Origin of the sequence: Bradyrhizobium sp. SK17 (assembly GCF_002831585.1) — a bacterium.
GTDB lineage: Bacteria > Pseudomonadota > Alphaproteobacteria > Rhizobiales > Xanthobacteraceae > Bradyrhizobium.
The window spans coordinates 2,728,344-2,748,840 of the sequence record NZ_CP025113.1; the positions used below are offsets into that span (position 1 = coordinate 2,728,344).

At 65.1% G+C, this 20,497-nt stretch carries 23 protein-coding genes; 13 read left to right on the top strand and 10 right to left on the bottom strand.

Annotation, left to right across the window (positions count from 1 at the left end):
• Window positions 1-98 precede the first annotated feature (98 nt).
• Window positions 99-1,094, top strand: coding sequence for a LysR family transcriptional regulator (locus CWS35_RS12735; RefSeq protein ID WP_100952073.1), 996 nt, complete (start codon window positions 99-101; stop codon window positions 1,092-1,094).
• Here the strand turns inward: CWS35_RS12735 and CWS35_RS12740 are convergent.
• Together CWS35_RS12740 and CWS35_RS12745 are read right to left on the bottom strand one after the other, a co-directional pair.
• Complete coding sequence (locus CWS35_RS12740; RefSeq protein WP_024582933.1) at window positions 1,091-2,044, bottom strand: DMT family transporter; 954 nt, start codon at window positions 2,042-2,044, stop codon at window positions 1,091-1,093. The genes CWS35_RS12735 and CWS35_RS12740 overlap by 4 nt on opposite strands.
• Before the next feature lie 278 nt (window positions 2,045-2,322).
• A complete protein-coding gene (locus CWS35_RS12745) occupies window positions 2,323-3,168 on the bottom strand; it encodes a hypothetical protein (protein WP_024582934.1) in 846 nt (281 codons plus the stop codon).
• Window positions 3,169-3,309: 141 nt separating this feature from the next.
• On the opposite strand from CWS35_RS12745, the gene CWS35_RS12750 reads away from it, so the two are divergent.
• On the top strand, window positions 3,310-3,711 hold the full coding sequence (locus CWS35_RS12750; protein WP_024582935.1) for a DUF1330 domain-containing protein: 402 nt from the start codon (window positions 3,310-3,312) through the stop codon (window positions 3,709-3,711).
• 123 nt (window positions 3,712-3,834) lie between these two features.
• Here the strand turns inward: CWS35_RS12750 and CWS35_RS12755 are convergent, their stop codons facing one another.
• Complete coding sequence (locus CWS35_RS12755) at window positions 3,835-4,458, bottom strand: TetR/AcrR family transcriptional regulator (RefSeq protein WP_024582936.1); 624 nt, start codon at window positions 4,456-4,458, stop codon at window positions 3,835-3,837.
• Between the two features lie 75 nt (window positions 4,459-4,533).
• Between CWS35_RS12755 and CWS35_RS12760 the strand changes: the two genes are divergently transcribed.
• Window positions 4,534-4,938 (top strand): hypothetical protein, encoded by a 405-nt coding sequence (locus tag CWS35_RS12760; RefSeq protein WP_168226316.1) that lies wholly within the window; start codon window positions 4,534-4,536, stop codon window positions 4,936-4,938.
• 202 nt (window positions 4,939-5,140) lie between these two features.
• On the opposite strand, the gene CWS35_RS12765 is transcribed toward CWS35_RS12760, so the two are convergent.
• The 5 genes from CWS35_RS12765 to CWS35_RS12785 all read right to left on the bottom strand — a co-directional run bounded on the left by CWS35_RS12765 (window position 5,141) and on the right by CWS35_RS12785 (window position 9,854).
• Window positions 5,141-6,295 (bottom strand): alpha-hydroxy acid oxidase, encoded by a 1,155-nt coding sequence (locus tag CWS35_RS12765; protein WP_100952075.1) that lies wholly within the window; start codon window positions 6,293-6,295, stop codon window positions 5,141-5,143.
• Between the two features lie 107 nt (window positions 6,296-6,402).
• Window positions 6,403-7,212 carry an MlaD family protein gene (locus tag CWS35_RS12770; RefSeq protein ID WP_024582939.1) on the bottom strand — a complete coding sequence of 270 codons (810 nt, stop codon included), beginning with the start codon at window positions 7,210-7,212 and terminating at the stop codon, window positions 6,403-6,405.
• Between the two features lie 71 nt (window positions 7,213-7,283).
• Entirely contained in the window at window positions 7,284-8,213 is a 930-nt protein-coding gene (locus CWS35_RS12775) for a DMT family transporter (RefSeq protein WP_100952076.1), read from the bottom strand.
• Window positions 8,214-8,367: 154 nt separating this feature from the next.
• Window positions 8,368-8,757: a hypothetical protein gene (locus CWS35_RS12780; protein ID WP_100952077.1), complete on the bottom strand. Its 390-nt coding sequence runs from the start codon at window positions 8,755-8,757 to the stop codon at window positions 8,368-8,370.
• 323 nt (window positions 8,758-9,080) lie between these two features.
• Window positions 9,081-9,854 carry a LuxR family transcriptional regulator gene (locus CWS35_RS12785; RefSeq protein WP_100952078.1) on the bottom strand — a complete coding sequence of 258 codons (774 nt, stop codon included), beginning with the start codon at window positions 9,852-9,854 and terminating at the stop codon, window positions 9,081-9,083.
• A gap of 79 nt (window positions 9,855-9,933) precedes the next feature.
• Between CWS35_RS12785 and CWS35_RS12790 the strand changes: the two genes are divergently transcribed.
• From CWS35_RS12790 to CWS35_RS12800, 3 genes are read left to right on the top strand one after another with little or no spacing between them, the layout of a single operon-like run.
• Complete coding sequence (locus tag CWS35_RS12790) at window positions 9,934-10,608, top strand: acyl-homoserine-lactone synthase (protein ID WP_024582943.1); 675 nt, start codon at window positions 9,934-9,936, stop codon at window positions 10,606-10,608.
• Window positions 10,547-11,911 (top strand): cytochrome P450, encoded by a 1,365-nt coding sequence (locus tag CWS35_RS12795; protein ID WP_244442272.1) that lies wholly within the window; start codon window positions 10,547-10,549, stop codon window positions 11,909-11,911. The genes CWS35_RS12790 and CWS35_RS12795 overlap by 62 nt, the downstream gene beginning before the upstream one ends.
• A 38-nt stretch (window positions 11,912-11,949) precedes the next feature.
• Entirely contained in the window at window positions 11,950-12,168 is a 219-nt protein-coding gene (locus CWS35_RS12800; protein ID WP_024582945.1) for a hypothetical protein, read from the top strand.
• 27 nt (window positions 12,169-12,195) lie between these two features.
• Here the strand turns inward: CWS35_RS12800 and ybaK are convergent, their stop codons facing one another.
• Window positions 12,196-12,678, bottom strand: coding sequence for a Cys-tRNA(Pro) deacylase (gene ybaK / locus CWS35_RS12805; protein WP_100956306.1), 483 nt, complete (start codon window positions 12,676-12,678; stop codon window positions 12,196-12,198).
• Window positions 12,679-12,703: 25 nt separating this feature from the next.
• Here ybaK and CWS35_RS40385 point away from each other — a divergent pair, with 25 nt between their 5' ends.
• From CWS35_RS40385 to CWS35_RS12830, 6 genes are all read left to right on the top strand, one after another.
• Entirely contained in the window at window positions 12,704-12,835 is a 132-nt protein-coding gene (locus CWS35_RS40385; RefSeq protein ID WP_256372068.1) for a hypothetical protein, read from the top strand.
• Between the two features lie 191 nt (window positions 12,836-13,026).
• On the top strand, window positions 13,027-14,319 hold the full coding sequence (locus CWS35_RS12810; protein ID WP_024582947.1) for an adenylosuccinate synthase: 1,293 nt from the start codon (window positions 13,027-13,029) through the stop codon (window positions 14,317-14,319).
• Window positions 14,320-14,354: 35 nt separating this feature from the next.
• Complete coding sequence (locus CWS35_RS12815; RefSeq protein WP_100952079.1) at window positions 14,355-15,923, top strand: hypothetical protein; 1,569 nt, start codon at window positions 14,355-14,357, stop codon at window positions 15,921-15,923.
• A gap of 193 nt (window positions 15,924-16,116) precedes the next feature.
• Window positions 16,117-16,551: a DUF5413 family protein gene (locus CWS35_RS12820; protein WP_100956308.1), complete on the top strand. Its 435-nt coding sequence runs from the start codon at window positions 16,117-16,119 to the stop codon at window positions 16,549-16,551.
• Window positions 16,552-16,702: 151 nt separating this feature from the next.
• Window positions 16,703-18,325, top strand: a complete 1,623-nt coding sequence (locus CWS35_RS12825) for an inorganic phosphate transporter (RefSeq protein WP_100952080.1) — start codon at window positions 16,703-16,705, stop codon at window positions 18,323-18,325.
• 49 nt (window positions 18,326-18,374) lie between these two features.
• Window positions 18,375-18,743, top strand: a complete 369-nt coding sequence (locus tag CWS35_RS12830; protein ID WP_024582951.1) for a Crp/Fnr family transcriptional regulator — start codon at window positions 18,375-18,377, stop codon at window positions 18,741-18,743.
• A 96-nt stretch (window positions 18,744-18,839) separates the two neighbouring features.
• On the opposite strand, the gene CWS35_RS12835 is transcribed toward CWS35_RS12830, so the two are convergent.
• Window positions 18,840-19,085 (bottom strand): GCG_CRPN prefix-to-repeats domain-containing protein, encoded by a 246-nt coding sequence (locus tag CWS35_RS12835; RefSeq protein WP_024582952.1) that lies wholly within the window; start codon window positions 19,083-19,085, stop codon window positions 18,840-18,842.
• Window positions 19,086-19,452: 367 nt separating this feature from the next.
• Here CWS35_RS12835 and CWS35_RS12845 point away from each other — a divergent pair, with 367 nt between their 5' ends.
• Window positions 19,453-20,430 (top strand): AraC family transcriptional regulator, encoded by a 978-nt coding sequence (locus CWS35_RS12845; protein ID WP_245438950.1) that lies wholly within the window; start codon window positions 19,453-19,455, stop codon window positions 20,428-20,430.
• The last annotated feature ends 67 nt before the right edge of the window (window positions 20,431-20,497 follow it).

Genomic DNA, 20,497 nt, shown 5'->3' on the forward strand with positions numbered 1-20,497 from the left:
CACCGGATCGAACCGGTGATCTGCGCTGACAGTGGCCGATGTGGCAGCGGAGTGCTACGACTGGGCTGTCATCTCATCGATGACTGAGAGGCATCGACATGGACGAAGTTGACGGTCGGCTCGTCGGCGGGCTCGTGGTTCTCGCGGCCGTGGCGAACGCGCGTAGTTTCGGCAAGGCCGCCGAGCGGCTTGGCATGACGCAGTCCGGCGTCAGCAAGGCGATCGCCAAGCTCGAGGCGCGTCTCGACACCAGGCTGGTCCACCGCACGAGCCGCGCCGTCGATCTGACCGAGGAAGGACGTGCGCTCTGCGAGCGGGTCGCGCAGCATCTGGCCGGGATCGGCGAGGCCGCGGCCGAGACCTCGAAATCACGCGGTGCCATTCGCGGTCGGCTTCGGGTCAATGTCGACCCGCTGTTCTCCCGCATCGTCCTGTCGCCGAAACTGAGCGAGTTCTTGCTTCAGAATCCGGCGATGGAGTTGCGGATCGAGACCCGTGACCGCATCGCGGACCTCGTGAGCGACGGCTTCGATCTCGCGGTGCGCTTCGGCGAGCCGGCGCCGTCGGCCCTGATCGCGCGCCGGATTCTCGATGCGCGGGTCCTCACCGTCGCTTCTCCCGCTTACATCAGGCGCCATGGGCGGCCGGCTCATCCGGCTGATCTGGCAAGCGATGCCCATCAATGCATCCTGGCGATCGACCCGGCGACCGGACGGCCCTTCGATTGGGAGTTCTGGCGCGGCGGCGAGGTGTTGCCGGTGGCAGTCAATGGGCGGCTCACGGTGACCGATTCCGGCACCAAGCTGGGCGCCTGCCTGGCCGGCTTTGGCATCGCCCAGGTGATCGATCTCGGCCTCGACGATCACCTGAAGGGCGGCGCACTCGTCGAGCTGTTTCCGGATTGGTCCGACGAGCGCTACCCGCTCTACGTCTTCTATCCCTCGCGTAATCACGTGCCGGCGAAGGTGAGGAGTTTCATCGATTTCGTGACCGACAGCCTGAGCAGGCAGCCACGCACGGCATTGCCGGTTGTCAGTTCCGCCAAAAGAGGGAAGCGGGAGCCGTTGATCGCGGTGACGGCCGGGCGCCGCTAGCTCTTTGCAGGTCCTTTCGCCGACCCCTGCCGCGAGGCGATGACGACGCCGGCCAGCACCAGGGCGTAGCCGATCAGATGAAACGGCGCGAGGGTTTCACCGAGCAGCAGGATCGCCATCGCCGAGCCGAACACCGGCACCAGATGGAAGAACGGCGCCGCGCGGTTCGGGCCGATCAGCGCGACGCCGCGGTTGAAGAACAGATAGGCCAGCGTCGACGGGAAGATCAGCGTGTAGCCCAGCGTGGCGAAGGTCAGCAGGTCGAGCTTCAGCGTCACGCCATTGGCGAATTCCCAGATCGCCACCGGCAGCAACATCAACGCGCCGCAGCAGGTGGTGAACGAGATCAGCGAGAGCTGATGGATCTTCGGCCGCCGCGGGATCAGCGCCGAATAGAGCCCGAACGACACCAGCGAGGCGCCGAACATGATGTCACCCCGGTTGAAGGAGATGCTGGCGAGCGCCGAGAAATCGCCGCGCAGGATGATGGTCAGGACGCCGGCGAGCGAGATCGCGATGCCGGCAAGCTGCGCCGGAGTCAGCCGCACGCCGAACAGGATCAGCGACCACAGCGCCACGAACAGCGGCCCTGCCGACTGGATCAGCAGCGCGTTCAGCGCCTCGGTATATTGCATGGCCCAGTAGGAGATCGCGTTGTTGAAGGCGAAACCGACCGCCGACAGCAGCAGCATCAGCGGCAGGGCGCCGCGCAGCTTCGGCCAGTCCCGCTTCAGATGCGGCCACGCGAACGGCAACAGGATCAGGAATACGCCGAACCAGCGGATTGTGGTCAACGTGACCGGCGGCACATGGCTGCCGACATGCCGCGCCAGCACGATATTGGCGGCCCAGAACAGCGACGTCAGGCTGAGCAGCAAATAGGGCTGGTTGTTGAGCCAGTGCAGCGGCGAACGGCGCGGCGTTGTTGCAGGTGCGGGCAAGGCGGTCATTACCTGGTTGATGTTGTGCCCGAATCCACCGCCGCGACAAGACGAAAGTGCGGATTGGAGCCATGCGTGCCGGCAGCGCGATATATCGCCGAGGCCACCCGCCCGAGACGTCATCCTGCCACGAGCAAGAATTATCACCGTCACCCTGAGGAGCGCGGTACGCGCGTCTCGAAGGATCGACGGCCACCGGTCGGGCCGTGCATCCTTCGAGACGCGCTACGCGCTCCTCAGGATGACGGGGATAGTTTTGCGTAGGGCCGGACGCACTGGCACGATGCCTATTTCTGCGGCCCCGACAGCGAGATATCGCGTTCGGCGCGAAACACGTTGCTGTAGAGATTGGCGATCCATTGCCGCCCGCTGGAGGTGATGTTGAGGTGGCGGATCGCGGCTTGCACATGCGGCGCGACGCTGTCCCAGTAGAAGCGCGGATAGAGGTCGACGAGGTCGGCCGGCGAATCGTAGCCGAGCTGGCGGTTCAGTCCGGCCTCCTCGAATTCGATGTACAGCGCGTTGGCCTTGCGGATGTAGTGCGGATCGCCGAGCTGGCCGATCAGGTCGGCGGCGCGCAGCAAGGTGGCCTCTTCGCCGAGATCGCCGTCCGCCTCGGGGGCGCTGAGCGGAAAGCGCGTGCCCTCGATGGCGCGCGCGATACGATCCCTGTCGAGTTGGGCGACGCCCTTGAGCCGCTCCATCACGAAGATCTTGGAGCGGTCGACGTGATAGGACATCAGCGCAGCATCCGACGCGCCGCGCGGCAGGATCACCTTGCGACCTTCGGCATTGACCAGATAACCGTCCTGGTCGTCGGCGTCGAACAGCCCGCGCACATAGCCGATGTCGTGGGTGAGGCAGGCGATGATGACATGCGCATAGTCCTCGGCGCTCATGTGCGAATGCAGCGCGCGGCCGCGCAGGATGGCGTGGCCGGCGAGCGTCACCAGCATGGTGTGCTCGACATTGTGATAGAGCGCGTCGCTGTTGCCGATGCATTCGAGCGCGATCCGCGCGATCGATGGCACCATCTCCACCAACTGGGTCTGTGAAGAGCCGAACCGGCGCTGCATGTACTCGCCGAGGAATTTGCCGAGCGCGTCGGCCGCAAGTTCGGGAAGGGTCATCACGGCCTTGACCTCCGAGAGCTGACGCGAGCTTACGGCCCGGCGATATTTCAGGCTAGTCCGGCGATGTGACATAATCGTTGCGGCCGGACCGAAGTGGCCGGACCGAAGCGACCGTATTATTCCGGAATGGGGCAGGAGCTGATGGGTGTCGATCTCTTGAACGTCAAAGGCCTGAACGAGCTGGATCGGCAGGCGCCGGTCGTGATGGTCAACCTGATGCGATTTCGGCAGCGCTCGGCCGACGGCGACGGTTCGGGCTGGGATGCCTATCTGCGCTACAGCGCGCTCACGGTCCCGATGATCAAGGCGCGCGGCGGCACGCTGTTGTGGACCGGCAACGCCGAGACGGTTGCGCTCGGCGAGCCGGACGGCCAGCGCTGGGACTATCTCGCGCTGGTCTACTACCCGAGCGTCGCGGCCTTCATCGACATGATGACGTCAGCCGATTACGAGAACCGCTGCGACCCGCATCGCCGCAATGGCTGCGAGGAGCACGTCATCATCGCGACGCGCGAGGCCTACAGCAAGTTCAAGCTGGGGTGAGGTCGACCGCGGTTCTCCCCGCGTCATTGCGAGCGGAGCGAAGCAATCCACTTTACCGCGTATGCGGAGCGATGGATTGCTTCGTCGCCATCGCTCCTCGCAATGACCGCTGATGGACCATGCTCAGGATGACGGGTTTGAGGGCGACAGCGGCACAAGCGCCGCGTGGCAGGCCGCCTGTACGACGCGGCAGACCTCGTCCCGCGACCGGCCCGCGCTCAGCGAGGCGAAGGTCGGATAATCCGTCAGTGTGAAGATCAGGTCGATGGCGTCCTTGCGGGCCTGCTGCGATGCTGTCTTGCACGCGATACGGCCGATCAATGCCGCGACCCCGCGGCGGCGGCGTTCGTTGCGCTCGCGCAGGGCCTCGGCGAATTCGGGATCGGTCGCCATCGCGTCATGCAGCCGGCCGACCGCGGGATCGCGGCTCCAGAAGCCGCAGAAGATCTCGACAATGCGGTCGAGTCCGGCGCGCGGATCGGCCATCGTCATGGCGTCGGGGAGCTGATGTAGTCCGCCGTGACGGGCGATCTCGTCGAACACGGCCTCGAGCAGCCCGCGCCGCGAGCCGAACTGGTTGTAGACGGTGAGCCGGGTCACGCCGGCGGCCTTCGCCACCGTGTCCAGCGAGAAGCGCGCGATGCTTTCGCCTTCGCGTAGCGCGCGCGAGGCCGCCTCGATCACGCGCTCGCGGGTCTCGGTCGCCGCGGCGCTGCGCGCCGGGCTCACATAGCTGCGCGGCGGCATCGGGTTGCCTTGCTTTGGTCATATTGACTATACATACTGTATATCTAATTTCTGATACCGGTTTGGAGCAACATCATGCAGAGCATCCTCATCATAGCCCTGTCTCTTCACGTCCTGTCATCGGTGTTTTGGGCTGGCTCCAGCTTCACTTTGGCGCGCACCGGCGGCCTCGGCGGCGAGAAGCTGCTGGTTCCGCAAATCGGCGCCGCGACAGTCGCGATCGTGACCGGCGCGACGCTGTGGCAACTGGTTCATGAGGGCTCCTTCGGGCGGTCCGAGCAGATCCTTGCGGGTGGCGCGATCGCCGCGCTGGCGGCGATCGCCGTGCAGATCATCGTCGGCGGCGGTGCCATCAGGCAGATGCGCAACGGAGCGGGCGATCAATCAGCCGGACGTTCGCGACTGGCGGTCGCGCATCGCATCGCTGCCACGCTGCTTACCATCACCGCGCTGTGCATGGGAGCGGCGCGCTATGCCTGAGCGTTCATTGCTTCTCCCGCTCGCGGTATGCGCGACAGCCCCGCGGGCGAGGGTGCTTGCACGATTTCGGAATATTGGAAATATAATCCTGAGTTGCCCGTCGGGTCAAGCTGTCTCGTCAGGCGCCGGGTAGCCGTCAACTCCTTTGCATGGGGTTGTTTTCGATATTTTGACCGTGCGCGCCCGCGGTGGCGAATCCTCTCTAAAACTTCCGCACCAGGTCGGGCGTGATCTCCTTCAGGCTGCGGATGCCGAGCAGCGCGAGGTCGCGGTCGATCTCGGCATGCAGCAGCGAGATCGCGCGCGCCACGCCGGCCTCGCCGGCCACCACGGCGGCGTACAGGAACGGGCGTCCGACCCAGACGAAATCGGCCCCCAGCGCGAGCGCCTTGATCACGTCGGTGCCGCGGCGGATGCCGCCGTCCATCATCACCGTCATGTTGCCCTTCTGCGCCGCGATCTCCGGCAGCGTGCGAAGGCCAGAGACGGTGTAGTCAAGCTGGCGGCCGCCATGGTTGGAGACCATCACGCCGTCGCAACCGTGCTCGCGCGCCAGTCGCGCGTCTTCCGGCGAGATCAGTCCCTTGACCACGAGCTTGCCGCTCCAGCGCTTCCGGATCAGCTCGACATGCTTCCAGGCGAGCTGGTCGCGGCTGCCGATATTGCGCATCAGGTTCTTGGACAGCACCGGCGGACCTTGCTTGGCGTCCATGTTCTCGAAATGCGGCATGCCATGGTTGAGCACGGTGCGTGCCCAGGTGTTCAGCAGCCAGTCGGGATGGGTGATGGTGTCCCAGAATACGCGCGGGGTGATCTCGAGCGGCACCTGGAAGCCGTTGCGGATGTTGTTCTCGCGGTTGGGCGGCACCGGCACGTCGGCAGTGACGACGAAGGTGTCGTAGCCGGCCGCCGCGACGCGGTCGACCAGCGGTTCGATCCGCTCGGGGAGGCCGGCCAGATAGGCCTGGTACCAGGCCTGCGGGTTGGCGGCGCGAACGTCCTCGAGCGTAATCAGCGATGAGGCCGACAGGATCATCGGGACGTTGGCGGCGGCCGCGGCGCGGGCCAGCACGATATCGCCGCGATAGGCGCACAGCGCCGAGGATCCCATCGGTGGAATCCCGAACGGCGAGGCGTAGGACTTGCCGAACAGCGTCGTGGTCTGATCGCGGCCGGAGACGTCGTTCAGCACGCGCGGCACGAAGCCATACTCGTCGAACGCCCTGCGATTGTCGGTCCGTGCGGCGTCGGTCTCGGCGCCGCCCGAGATGTAGCCATAGAGGAATTTCGGCAGCAACCGCCGCGCCTGCGGCTCGAAATCGTCGAGCGTGAGGTAGCGCCGCAACTGCCGCGGCACGGCGGGCGCCGCGCGGGTGACGGTTGCGGGCGGCGGTGAAGGGGCTGCGGTCCGGTCGTGCACGGTGAGCGTTTCCGTTGTTCTTGGTTCTTGGTTCGGAGAAGAGGTTAGCGTCTGCCGGCGGGCCCGACAAATTTCTGATTGAATTGATTGACGGACTGGCTGACGTCGCTGAGCGTCCTGCGGGTCTCGGCGATCATGGTGCCGGACTTCTTGTCGAAGCTCTGGATCAGCTCACGCAGCGAGATCACGGTCGGCAGCAGCTCGCCGCCATATTTGTCGCTGCCGAAGCTCTTCAGGAACTTGTCGGCGGAGGTCAGCTTGGCGTCGACCGTGCTGATGCCGTCGTCGGCGGCGTCGATGAAGCCGGCGATCAGCTCGCCATTGCCCGACAGCGAGTTGGTGAAGTTCTCGAGCCCGAGCAGCGAGTCCTTGATGTCGGCCTCGTTCTCGGTGATGACGCGGTCGACATTGCGCAGCGCGACGCGCAGCTTCTCCTGGATGCCCATCGTGCCTTCGGCGTCGGCGGTCAGCTCGGGAATGCCGTCGGCGCCAAGCGGCGGCGGCGGGGCGTCGTCGGTGCCGCCGGTGAAGGAGATCGAGGCGATCCCGGTCAGGCCCTGGAATTCGAGACCGACCTGGGTGTCCTTCCTGATCGGAGCGTTGCCCTCGATCCGTGTCATCGCCACCACGCGGTGGCGGTCGAGCCTGATCGAGACCACCTCGCCGACCCTGACGCCGGCGAAATTGACGCTGGCGCCGCGGCGCAAGCCGGAGGCCGAGCCCTCGAACACGACGCGGAACGGCACCATCCGCTTGATGCCGGCGTAGCGCTGATAGCCCAGCCAGCCGCCAAGGGAGCCGGCGACGAGGGCCAGCGTCAGGGTGCCGATCAACAGATTGCTGGCGCGCGCCATGCGTCAAGGTCCGTCCGCGAAGCAGACCCTAGGAGATAGCGGATTTGCCGCCAATAGTCACCGCGATCCGCTCATGCCGCCGCCGGCTTCCGCGACGCCGCAAAGACGCCAGCCAGCACCAGCGCAAAGCCGATGAAATGGAAGGCTTGCGGATGCTCGCCGATGAACACGATCGACATGACGGTGCCGAACACTGGAACCATGTGGAAGAACGGCGCGGCGCGGTTGGCGCCGATCAGCTGCACGCCGCGATTGAAGCACAGATAGGCCAACGTCGAAGGGAACACGGCGACATAGAACAGCGACAGCAGATTGGTGGTCGTGAGCTGCATCACCGGCCGGGCGCCGAGTTCCCAGATCAGGAACGGGACCAGGAACAGCGCGCCGCAGCCGAAGGTGAAGGCAGCGACCGACAGGCCGTGGATGCGCGGCCGCTTCAGGCTCAGCACCGAATACAGCGCGAAGATCAGCAGTGCGACGATGAAGATCAGATCGCCCTTGTTGAACTCGATCTTCGACAGCGTCGTGAGATCACCGTGCAGCAGGATCACCAGCACGCCGGCGAGCGACAGCAGGACGCCGAGCAGCTGGCCGAGCGTCAGCCGAATGCCGAGCAGCACCAGCGACCACACCGCGACCATCAGCGGCACGGAGGATTGCAGCAGCAGCGTGTTGAGCGCCTGGGTGTGCTCGAGCGCCCAGTATTGCAGCGTGTTGAAGGCGCTGATGCCGGTGAACGACAGCAGCATCATCATGCCGAGATTCTTGCGGATCGCGGCCCAGTCCTGCGCGAGGTGTTTCCAGGCAAATGGCAGGATGATCAGGAAAGCCACGAACCAGCGCAGGAACGACAGCGTCACCGGCGGGATGTGGCCGGCGGCGAGCCGGCCGACGATCGCATTTCCGGCCCAGCACATCGCGGTGATGCACAGCAGCAAATACGGCTGGTTGGCAATCCAGGAGCCGGACGCCGGCGTTGTGGGGGAATCGGAGACAGACATTCGAAGGGCCCGGGGTTCGCAACGCCGTGGCCCGCCCGGCCGACGACGCCGGGCCGGTATAAATCTCCCCGGCTCCCGTGACAGACACGGATTCCGCTAGTCCATCAATGGGGACGGACGCATCGCGACCATGCGCGAAGGCCCCTTACGCGCCTCAGCCGGCTTGCGGCGGCGTGCCCTGGCGCTTGACGATCTGCTCGGCGAGCTCGATCAGGATCCGCTTGGTGTCGGAGTCCTGAACCTCGCGGAACACCCGCAACATGCGCAGCTCGAGCAGGGACTGTAGCGATTCCGTCGACTGGCTGCCGCTCCCAGGCTGCGCGGCGCCGGCGGTCTGGGGATTGAGCGTGGCGGCGGCGATCCCGAGCATCTCGGCGACATTTGCAAGGCGGCCGGCATCGATCTTCGCCGCCTCGGCGACGCCGGTCCTGGCCGGCAAGGACTCCGAGCACAAGATCTCGGCGAGATCACCCTGCGATAGCCCGATCGCGCGCCAGCGCGCCTGCACGAGTTGATCGATCTGGTCGTCCTGCGATGTGCTCATGGTGCGCTCAGGCGATCTCCAGCAACGTTCGTGGACAGTATTCTGACGAATCTCGCCAACAAATGAACCGGCGGTTCGCCGTCGAAGACCTTGTGCGGTTCATCCGGATCGACGACCGGGTGACATGCAGCTCCGCACCTCCAATCCAGCCGCCCCGTCGCGCGAGGTGCGCTTCCGGCGTGCACATCACGGTCTGACATGCTCGCATCCGCGTCATCCGGCCTTTGCCTTATTAGCAAGATCGTGCCCGAATGCAATCAAGAGGCGATGAGTCAAGCGGACCCAACCGGGAAAAACGATCTCGGTGGGTTTTGTGGCGCCGCTCACAGGTCGATGATCCCGAGTGCGATGCTCTTCGCCACCCCGTGGGTCTTGTTGGACGCCTCGAGCTTCCGCAATGCCTGCTTGATGAAACCTTCCACCGTTTCTGGCGAAATACCGAGAATCTGCGCGGTGTCCGCCACGGTCTTGCCGCGCGCCGCCCAAGCCATCACTTCCTTTTCCCGCCCCGTGAGCTTGATCGTCTCGGCGGCGTCGGCGGGCCTGAGGATGGTCGGCGCGTTGCGCTGGTCGCGGTTGACGATGTCCATCGCCCGCTGCACCCAGTAGATCATCAACAGATGCAGCTCGTGCCGGTGGCAGATGAACAACTTGTCGAAGTCGCGCGGCTGGTCTTCCCAGAAGAACACCGTCGAACTCGAGTGCACGGCACCGAGCCGGTCGCGATAGTGGAAGGGCACGACGAAGCCCTGACGAAAGCCTTGGTCGCGCGCGGCCTCCATCATCTTCAATTCCGGCGGCCGCTTGCGGCCCTGCCGCTCCGGCAGCTTCAGCTCGCCCCAGTGAAACGGTGTGTTGGTACGCCGGACCCGGGTCAATGCCGGATCGGCATGGACGAAGTCGTTCTGGATGTAAGCGCGCTCCCATGCCGGCGCGTAGGTGCCGGTATGGTAGGGTAGATCGAGTTCGGGCCGGCCCGCATCGATGAAGGCAAAACTGGCGAAGCCATAGTCCTGAATGATGCGATGAAGCGAGAGTCGAAGCTCGTCGATCGTGCTCGACGCCTCGATACTCGTAATCGCTTCTTCCAAGACCATTGAGTAAAACCCCGGTTTCCGGGGTATCACAATTAAGCCTTTTTGTCCCAGATGCCGGCGACATCTGGAGGCGGAGGGAATGTCGCACCCACTAGGGGAATACCATGCGCTCGTCACGACCGAGGAGCGCCATCCGGCGCATGTTCAGGCGTTGCTCAGGCTGCGGAAGCGGCTGTTCGTCGACCATTGCGGCTGGATACTGACCACGACAGGGGACGTCGAGCGTGACCAGTTCGACGTCTGGTATACGGAGCACTGTCTTCTGTTTCTCGGTTCGGAGCTGATCGGCGGCTTCCGCGCCATCCGCACCGACTATCCCTATCTCACCAAATCGGTCTTCCCGCAGCTTGCGCAGCGTCGCTTTCCCAGCCGACGTGACGCTTGGGAGATCAGTCGTTTCGGCGTGTTGCCCGGGGTCACGGCATCGGCTGCGCGCGTCAACTACGCCCTGATGTTTCGCTTCGCCGAATTGCGCGGTGCGGACGCGCTGGTGGCGATGGCCGACCTTACCTACGAGCGCTTCCTCGCGCGGATGCGCATCCAGACCCACCGCTACGGTCCACCGCAAGTGATCGGCAACGATCGCTTCGGCCGCCCGCTGACGGCGCTCGCCGGCGAGATCCCGCTCGATCGCGCCGGCAATCCCGGCCTGAGCAAATTCATCGACCTTGGACGGCAATTGGAGATTCACGATGCCACACATGTTCTCGGACGTTCGAGCCTTCCGGAGCGACCCGCTCAAATTCCTGCTTGAGCGTGGCAAGGGCGCGCCGCTCGGGCTGGTGCCGCTGCATCTCGGGCCGGCGCCGGTCCTGCTGGTCAACGATCCCGACCTGATCCGCCCGATCCTGAAGGCGCCGGAGACCGACGTCGGCAAGGGCCGGCTGATCAAGAAGCTTTCGCCGGTGCTCGGCCAAAGCTCGCTGATGCTCCATGGCGACGAGCATAAGCGCCGGCGTGCGGTGCTGCACAAGCACATGGCCAAGGGCAACGTCGAAAAATACCTGCCGCAGATGTGCGCCGAAATCCGCGCGGTCGGTGCCAAGCTGGCGCGGCTCGGCTCGTTCGATCCGCATCGCTTCACGGCGACGCTGGCGCTGCGCACGATCTGCATCGCGGTGTTCGGCGCGCAGGTGATCTCGTCCGGCGACGAGGAGGCCCTGGTGCAGGCGGTCGGCACCATCGAGGATGATCTCGCCGACGAGATGTTCCGCGTGATGCCGCTTGGTCCGGTGTCCTGGTATCGCAGGCGGCAGAACCGGATTTGCGCCAAGCTCGCGATGTCGACCGTGGTGCAGCGGCTGCGCTCTAGCGCTGGCTCGACCAGCGCGTTGCGCGACCTCGAGGCGCTCGGCCTCAGCGATCGCGACCTGCACGACGAAATCCTCACGCTGCTGCTGGCCGGCCACCACACCACCGGGTCGACCGCGGCCTGGGTGCTGTATCACATGGCGGCCAATCCGGCGCTGATGGACGAGATCGCCGACGAGGCCGCCGATTGCATCGGCGACGACGGCGAATTGCGCGTCGACGCGGTCAGGCGCGCCGACGTCAGCGCAACGCTGGTCAAGGAGGTCTGCCGGCTCTATCCCAGCGCCTGGTGGTTCTCGCGCGAGGTGATGCAGCCGGTGACGATCGGCGGCCGCGATCTCAAGGTCGGCACCTCGCTGCTGATCTGCCCCTGGCAGTTGCAGCGGGACGACAGGCATTTCGAGGACCCGGACCGCTTCCTGATGACGCGACGCTACAACACCGACGCCTACATCCCGTTTGGTGCCGGTCCGCGTGCCTGCGCCGGGATGGGGGTTGCGATGCTCGAATTGCAATTGCTCGCACTCGAGATCGCCGCGGCCTATCGGTTCACCGCCGTCAGCCCGAATCCGGCACCGTGGCCGAAGGCCTCGGTGACGCTCGTACCGCCGCCGATGACGATCGACATCGAAGTCCGCGAGGTGCGCCCGAGCATCCTGCATCTTGGCGAGGAAGCCGAGCAGTTGCCGTACATCCCACCCGTCGGCGCCGCCTCCATCAGCACACTGCAATCGGTATCCCAATGACAACTCAGCTTACAACGGCCAGCATCGGGCAGAGGGCGATGGATCAAGTGCAACTGCGCAGTTTGCGCGACGTCATCGCGGTGTTGATCGAGCAACGCAGCATCGTGACGGCGGCGGGCGCAGGCTTTGCCGCGCATCTGCTCGATCTCGCGATCATGCAACTCAGGCTCAATGTCAACGATATCACGGCGGAAGAACTGACCGGCCTGTCGGATTTCGTTGGTGCGGAGTTCGCGAGGGACAAGTCCTCGCATTGATCGCGGCGGTCCGGGTTGGACGGCGGGTCAGTCCTGCGTCGCCGTCAGCGCCTTGATCAAGGCGCCGGCGGCGAGCGCGGCGTCGTTCGGATCGATCTCGATCTGAAGGCCGCGCTGGCCACCATTGACGAAGATGGTAACGTGGGTGAGCGCCGCCTCGTCGATCGCGGTCGGCACCTTCTTCTTCTGGCCGAACGGGCTGATGCCGCCGACATGATAGCCGGTCAGCCGCTCGGCATCGGCCGGGCGCATCATCCTGGCCGACTTGCCACCATGGGCGGCGGCAAGCTTCTTCATGCTGACCTCGCAGTCGGACGGCACCACGGCGCAGACCGGCTTGCCGTCGACCTCTGCCATCAGGGTCTTGAACATCCGGTTCGGGTCGACGCCGAGCGCCTCGGCCGCTTGCAGCCCGATGCTCTCGGCGTTGGAATCATAGACATAGGTGTGGAGCTTGAAGGCGATGCCTAGCTTCCGCAGCGCCATCGTTGCTTGTGTCGAATTGGGCATGGATCGGACCGGTTGATGCGGCCGGATGATCGCCGCAACGAGGCCGGCGATCAATCGGCTGCGCGGCTGGCGCGAGGGCGCGCCAACATTAAATTCTCGCCAGCACGGCGTGACCGTCAGCGATATGGAATTTTCAGGGGATATCAAAGGGTTGTAGCTCGTCTAAAAGGCGTAAAGCACCCCGTTCTTGCTTGCGCAGCCGACCCGCTTCCTTTATCCGGTAGGCGCCTTGCGCGCGCGCGGTCGGGCGCCGTGATCTGGGCTCGGCATATCAATGCTTGGTCGCTGTGGACGGACGCGTTTTCGCCGCGATCATGGTCTGAAACACCTGAAGGGAACATCTTCGAAATGGCCAATGTTGTCGTCGTCGGCGCCCAATGGGGCGACGAGGGGAAGGGCAAGATCGTCGACTGGCTGTCGGAACAGGCCGACATCGTCGTGCGCTTCCAGGGCGGCCACAATGCCGGCCATACGCTCGTGATCAATGGCGAGACCTACAAGCTGGCGCTGCTGCCGTCCGGCGTGCTGCGCCCGAACAAGCTGGCGGTGATCGGCAATGGCGTGGTGTTCGATCCGCAAGCCTTCCTCGACGAGGTCGCCAAGCTGAAGGGGCAGGGCGTCGCGGTCGGGCCGGACAATCTGCGCATCGCCGAGAACGTCACGCTGATCCTGCCGCTGCACCGCGAGCTCGATTCGCTGCGCGAATCCTCCAACGCCATCACCTCGATCGGTACCACCCGCCGCGGCATCGGCCCGGCCTATGAGGACAAGGTCGGCCGCCGTGCCATCCGCCTGATGGACCTCGCCGACCTCGACACCCTGCCGCACAAGATCGACCGCCTGCTGGCGCACCACAATGCGCTGCGCCGCGGCAACAACCTGCCGGAGATCGACGGCAAGAGCATCTTGGCCGAGCTGTCGGCGATCGCGCCGAAACTGCTGCCCTATGCCGAAACCGTGTGGCGGCTGCTCGACCTGAAGCGCCGCGAGGGCAAGCGCATCCTGTTCGAAGGCGCCCAGGGCGCGCTGCTCGACGTCGACCACGGCACCTATCCCTATGTGACGTCGTCCAATACGGTGGCCGGACAGGCTGCGACCGGCACTGGCCTCGGCCCGGGCGCGGTCGGCTATGTGCTCGGCATCTGCAAGGCCTACACCACCCGGGTCGGCCAAGGTCCGTTCCCGACCGAGCTGCTCGACGAGATCGGCGAGGAAATCGGCCGCCGCGGCAAGGAATTCGGCGTCAACACCGGCCGCAAGCGCCGGGTCGGCTGGTTCGACGCCATGCTGGTGCGACAGACCGTCCGGACCTGCGGAATTGCCGGGCTGGCCCTGACCAAGCTCGATATTCTGGACGGGTTCGACAGCATCAAGGTCTGCATCGGCTACAAGCTCGACGGCAAGGAAATCGACCATCTGCCGGCGGGCGAGGGCGCACAGGCCCGGGTCGAGCCGATCTACGAGATCATCGAGGGCTGGAAGCAGCCGACCGCCAATGCGCGCTCATGGGCGGACCTTCCGGCCCAGGCCATCAAGTATGTCCGCCGGGTCGAGGAACTGGTGGGGTGTCCGATCGCCCTGCTGTCCACCAGCCCGGAGCGTGAAGATACTATTCTGGTACAGAATCCGTTCGAGGCTTAACGGGATATTACCTATATCCCACCAATTGTGTGGAAATGGCTGACTACTACCCGCTGATCGCCCGTGCCATCGCCGGACTGGATCCCAACGCTCCCGGCGAAGCCCGGCGCGCGCTCTATGCGCGGGCACGGACGGCGTTGATCCAGCAGCTCCGCGGCGTGCAGCCGCCGCTCTCCGAGTCCGAGATCACCCGCGAACGGCTGTCGCTGGAAGAGGCGGTTCGCAAGGTCGAGTCCGAAGCCGCGCAGCGCGCCCGCGAGGCCTCCCGCCCCGGCGGCGGCGCCCGCACCAGCGATCCGTTGCGTCGCGCCAATCCAAGACCGCCGGAAGCAGGTGCAAGGCCGCCGGAGGCAAATCCAAGGCCGCCGGAGGCAAATCCAAGGCCGCCGGAGGCAAATCAAAGGCCGTCGGAGGCCAGCTCCGCCGACAGTGCCGCGCGCCCGCGTCCCTCCGCTGAACCCCGCCCGCCGCGCAATCTGCGCCCCGATGCGCCGCCGGCTCCGCCGCGCCGGGCTGGCGAAGGCGCGCCGCCGGTGCCGCCGGCAGCGCCAGGCGTACGCGGTTTCCGCGACATCACCGCCGATGCCGACGATCTTGGGCGCGCCGCCGCGCAGGCCAGCCGCAACGCGCGCAAGACCTACGCCAACGTGCCGTCGCCCACGCCGGAATTCGACCGGCTCGAGCCGAGCCTGGAGAACCGTGGTGGCGATCCCGAACCGCCGTACTCCTACGACGAGTCGATCGAGGAGGCGGAGCGCTACACCCCGCAGCCGCCCCAGGCGCCTCCGCAGCAACGGTCGCGGGTCAGCAACGCCGACCGCGAGCCGAAGAAGCCGCCGCGCGTCGGCTCGATATTCCCATTCAAGACCGCGATCGCGGGCATCCTGCTGATCCTGGTGGGCGCCGGCCTGCTGATCTGGGGCAAGCCGGACTTTTCCTCGATCAGCAGCCTGTTCAAATCCTCCGCCCCGGTCGAGGCGCCGAAGGATGCCGCGGCGCCGGCAAGCAAGAAGATCACCGACCGCGTCGGCCAGCCCTCGTCGTCGGGCGAGCCGGTCGCGCCGATCGCGCAGCGCGTGGTGCTCTATGACGAGGACCCGTCGGATCCGAAGGGCAAGCAATATGTCGGTTCGGTGGTCTGGCGCACCGAGCAGATCAAGGGATCGGGCAACCAGAAGCCCGACATCGCCGTGCGCGCCGACATCGACATCCCGGATCGCAAGTTCAAGATGACGATGTCGTTCCGCCGCAACACCGATTCATCGCTGCCGGCGAGCCACACCGCGGAATTGACCTTCATCCTGCCGCAGGACTTCGCCAATGGCGGCGTCGGCAACGTGCCGGGCATTCTGATGAAGTCCAACGAGCAGGCGCGCGGCACGCCGCTCGCAGGCCTCGCGGTCAAGGTCACCGACGGCTTCTTCCTGGTCGGCCTCTCCAACGTCGACGCCGACCGCTCGCGCAATTTGCAGCTCCTGAAGGAGCGGTCCTGGTTCGACGTACCGCTGGTCTACACCAACCAGCGCCGCGCGATCATCGCGATCGAAAAGGGCGCCCCCGGCGAGCGCGCCTTCAACGACGCCTTCGCGGCGTGGGGTGAGTAGCCGTCGGCGCTTCCGCTCTGTTGCTCACGATGTCATCGCCCGGCTCCGTCCGGGCGATTTCGTATCGCAGCGCGTCCGCATGTTGCGGCGCATTCGACGCGCAAGCTTCGGAACATTGTCGGGCGTTTTCGATTTTTCCTAGCACCGTCGCGCGACTGCGTTACACTTGCCGGAGGTCGGGCAAGAGGGTGCCATGAAACGCTATCTGATCTTCGCGGCCATCGGGCCGTTCATCGGCGGCTTCCTGCTGCTGGTGATGACCACCTATCAGTCCGGCTACTGGACCGATGCCGATGGCGGCGAGGTGGCGAAGCTGCTCGTCGTGTTCGTGAAGTCGCTGCAATACAATTATCTGTTCGGCATCGTGCCGTCGCTGATGTTCGGCGCGATCGACGACATCCTGATGCACGTGAAGCGGATCACGCCGGTGGTGCGGATGCTGATCGTCGGTGCGGTGGCGTTCGTGGGCGCCGCGCTGATGTATGCCTCGCACGGCTCCGAAAGCGGCGCAGTGCAGTTCATCCTGTACGGGTTGGTCGGCCTCATCCCGGGCGTGATCACCTCCTGGCTGGCGCACAAATATGCCGAGGAGCTGTACGTGCCGGCGCGGCCGGTATCCCAGCACTAGGTCTGTTACGCTAGTCTTATCAATGCATTAGACGCAGGTCCGGGCACCGGGTCGGCGCTCCTTCATGCAGCTGTCATATGGATGTCATGTAAACGTAGTCCCAATGTCACACGGCCGCTTTTGTCCTCCCGCGGCTGTAAGGGGCTATCCAATGAGTGATGTGGCGTTACCTGGTTCGATCGAGCCTGCGCGGCGTAGCGGTCCCGATCTCGAGAAGGGCTTTCATCCCCTCACCGGCATCATCTATCTGGGCGTGATCGGCGCCGCGCTATTGTTCGTGGCCTACAGCATCTACGCGGACGTCGGCGCCACGGATGCGGGCAAGACGTCATATGCCGCGTTCCTGCTGCTGTTCGTGGCGCTGCTGATCTCGCTCGGCTTCGAATTCGTCAACGGCTTCCACGACACGGCGAACGCCGTCGCAACCGTGATCTACACGCGCTCGATGCCGGCCCATGTGGCCGTCGTCTGGTCGGGCCTGTTCAATCTGATCGGTGTCCTCCTCTCCAGCGGTGCGGTCGCGTTCGGCATCGTCTCCTTGCTGCCGGTCGAATTGATCCTTCAGGTCGGCAGCAGCGCCGGCTTCGCCATGGTGTTCGCGCTATTGATCGCCGCGATCATCTGGAACGTCGGGACCTGGTACTTCGGACTGCCCGCGTCGAGTTCGCATACCCTGATCGGATCGATCATGGGCGTCGGCATCGCGAACGCCCTGATGCACGGAAGGGAAGGCACGTCCGGCGTGGATTGGTCGCAGGCCGTCAACACCGGCAAGGCGCTGCTGCTGTCGCCGCTGTTCGGATTCCTGCTCGCCGCCATCCTGCTCTACGGGCTGAAGACCGCATTGCTGCGCGCAACCCCGGCGCTGTTCGGCGAGCCCCAAGGCGATCAGCCGCCGCCATGGTGGATACGCGGCATCCTGATCCTGACCTGCACGCTGGTCAGCTTCTTCCACGGATCGAACGACGGTCAGAAGGGCATGGGTCTCATCATGCTGATCCTGATCGGCGTGGTCCCGACCGCCTATGCGCTCAACCGCGCGATGCCGGCGAGCCAGATCGCGGCGTTCACCGCGAATTCGGCAGCGGCGAGCAAGGTCGTCGAGGACAGGGGCGCCGATCGCAAGGTGACCGGCGACCCGCGGCCGGCGCTGACGAACTACATTTCGCTTCGGCAACTCACCGACGATACCTATCCGTCACTCGCCGTTCTCATCGGCGAGATCAGCGACCAGGTCGTTCAATACGGTTCGCTGGCCAAATTCCCGGCGGAGACCGTCCGCAACACGCGTAACGACATGTACCTGGTGTCGGAGGCGCTTCGCCTGCTCATGAAGGGCGGCGACAGCGCGCTGAGCGATGCCGACGCTGCGACGCTCAATCGCTACAAGGGCTCGCTGGATGCCGCCACCAAATTCATTCCGTCCTGGGTGAAGATCGCGGTCGCCATCGCGCTCGGCCTCGGCACGATGGTCGGCTGGAAGCGGATCGTCGTGACGGTCGGTGAGAAGATCGGCAAGACCCATTTGACCTACGCGCAGGGTGCCTGCGCCGAAATCACGGCGGCTGCGACCATCGCGGCTGCGGATGGATACGGCTTGCCGGTGTCGACGACGCATGTGCTGTCGTCCGGCATCGCCGGCACCATGACCGCGAACGGGTCCGGCCTGCAATGGTCGACCATCCGCAACATCGCCATGGCCTGGGTTCTGACCTTGCCGGTGGCGATGCTGATCTCGGGCGTTCTCTACTTTGTTTTCGCGCATTTGTTTTAGCCGGAGCGCAGGACGCATTCTGCGCCTGGTTCGGGGAAAGGAATTTCGAGTGGCAGACGCAAGCTTCAGCCTTCTGACGGGCAACAGCATCGAAACCCGGCTGGTTCGCGCCGGCGGAATCATCTTTCGCGAGGGCGAGCAAGCCAACGAGCTCTTTGTCATCAAGAGCGGCTATGTGCGCATCCAGGTCGGCAACAAGACCATGGCGGACCTGGCACCCGACACGATCTTCGGCGAGATGGCGTTGATCGACAACGAACCGAGGAGTGCGACCGCCACGGCGCTCACGGATGTCGAGCTCGTCCCAGTCTCGGAAAAGCAGTTTCTCTTCCTCGTCAGCCAGACGCCGCATTTTGCCCTGAAGGTGATGAGGACGCTGGCACAGCGGCTCAGGACCATGAACAAGGGCGTCTATTGAGTGCTTTGCCCGACCCGTTGATGGCTGCAAACGAAAACGGCGGACGTGTCCGTCCGCCGCTCGCGTGATGGAAAAGGTCTTCGTGCTCAAATCCCTTTAGGTGCCGTTGGCGCGGCAGCGCCCGCCCGGGCCGATATGAAAGCCGCGCGGACAGGCATGCGCCCATGGCTGCGCGAAGTTGCGGCGGCAGCCGCCGTAGGGGCCGCGATGCCAGCCGCCGCCGCAACCGCCAGCAACCGTGACGACATCGGGATTCTGCGCGGTCGTGACCGGTGCGAGCGGCATGGCGCCGGCGCTGCCGAGCATGGCGAGAAGCAAGGCCGTCGCAATCAATCTGCTCATGAGTATCGTCCTCTGCTGATGCAAAAGTCATTCGTCAGTAACCAGAGCGTTTTCGAGCGAAGTGGATACCGGTTCGCGTGAAGAAACCGCGTCAAAACAAGAATCTAGAGCCCCATTGCGATTCAATCGGAACGGGATAGGCTCTAGCTGCCGGCGAAGGCAATCCTGGCCCGCACCTCGCCGATTGAACTCAGAGCCATCGGTACGCCCTGCGCGGCTCGCGCGTCTTGGACTGGGAAGCGCCGGAGAATTGCGGACTTGGACTGTCCGGCGCTGTGCACGGACCGGCGAGGGCACAGTTGCTTTCACGGGCGGTTCATCTGATGGTAGTCAGACTACAGGCCTGCCATTTGGTCCCGCCCTGCCGATGTCCGTCGTCAAGATGTCCGTCATCAAGAAAAGGCTGTCGACCGACATGCTGCCGCCCGGCCTCGGCGAGCGGCAGCGCTACCTGTTCTTCGCCGAATTGTTCGAGCATTTCTCGAACACCGGCGAGCTCGACCCGTCGCCGGCGGTGCCGTTTCGCGCGACGATGAACTCGATCCATATCGGCACCACCATGCTCGGCCGCTGCAACGGCAGCTTCACCACCGTGCGGCGCGAGCGGCGCCAGGTGCTGGCGACCAACGACGACCGCTATTGCCTGGCGCGCAACACCGGCGACCGCACTTCTGTCGTGACGCACCGCGGGCGCGAATTCCAGATGCGGCCGGGCGCCATGGTGCTGCTCAAGCTGGACGAGCCGTTCTTCACCGCCGACGGCGCCCACCACAAGCGCTTCACCAATGTCCATCTGCCGATGGCGACGTTGCGCGCCATGGTCGGCGGAGTCGATGACCTGGTCGGCCGCGAGCTCGCGCCGGGCGGCGCGCTGTCGCTGGCGATGGACTACAGCGACCTGCTGCTGCAATCCCCTGACGCGGTCGACGAGGCCGGCTTCGCCATCGCCGCGCATCTGCTGGATCTCGTGGCGCTCGGCCTCGGCGCCCGCGGCGATCTCGCGGCCGCTGCGCAGCGCCGCGGCCTGCGCGGGGTCAGGCTGAAGTCGCTGCTGATGATCCTGGAGGCGCGCTTCACCGAGCCGGACTTCTCCGCGCACAAGCTCGCCGCCGCAACCGGGCTGTCGGAGCGTTACGTCAACGAGCTGCTCTACGAGGCGGGCGCGAGCTTCACCATGCGGCTGACCGAATTGCGGCTGGCCAAGGCTGCCAAGTTGCTGGTCCATGATGCCGAGCGGCGGATCAGCGATATTGCCTTCGACTGCGGCTTCAACGATCTGTCCTATTTCAACCGCTGCTTCCGCCGCCGCTTCGGCTTGACGCCGTCGGCCGCGCGCGGCACCTGATGCGGCCTTGAACGTGACACGGTGGTAATGTGACGCAACTTGAACCGCCTGCCTGCGTTACCATGTG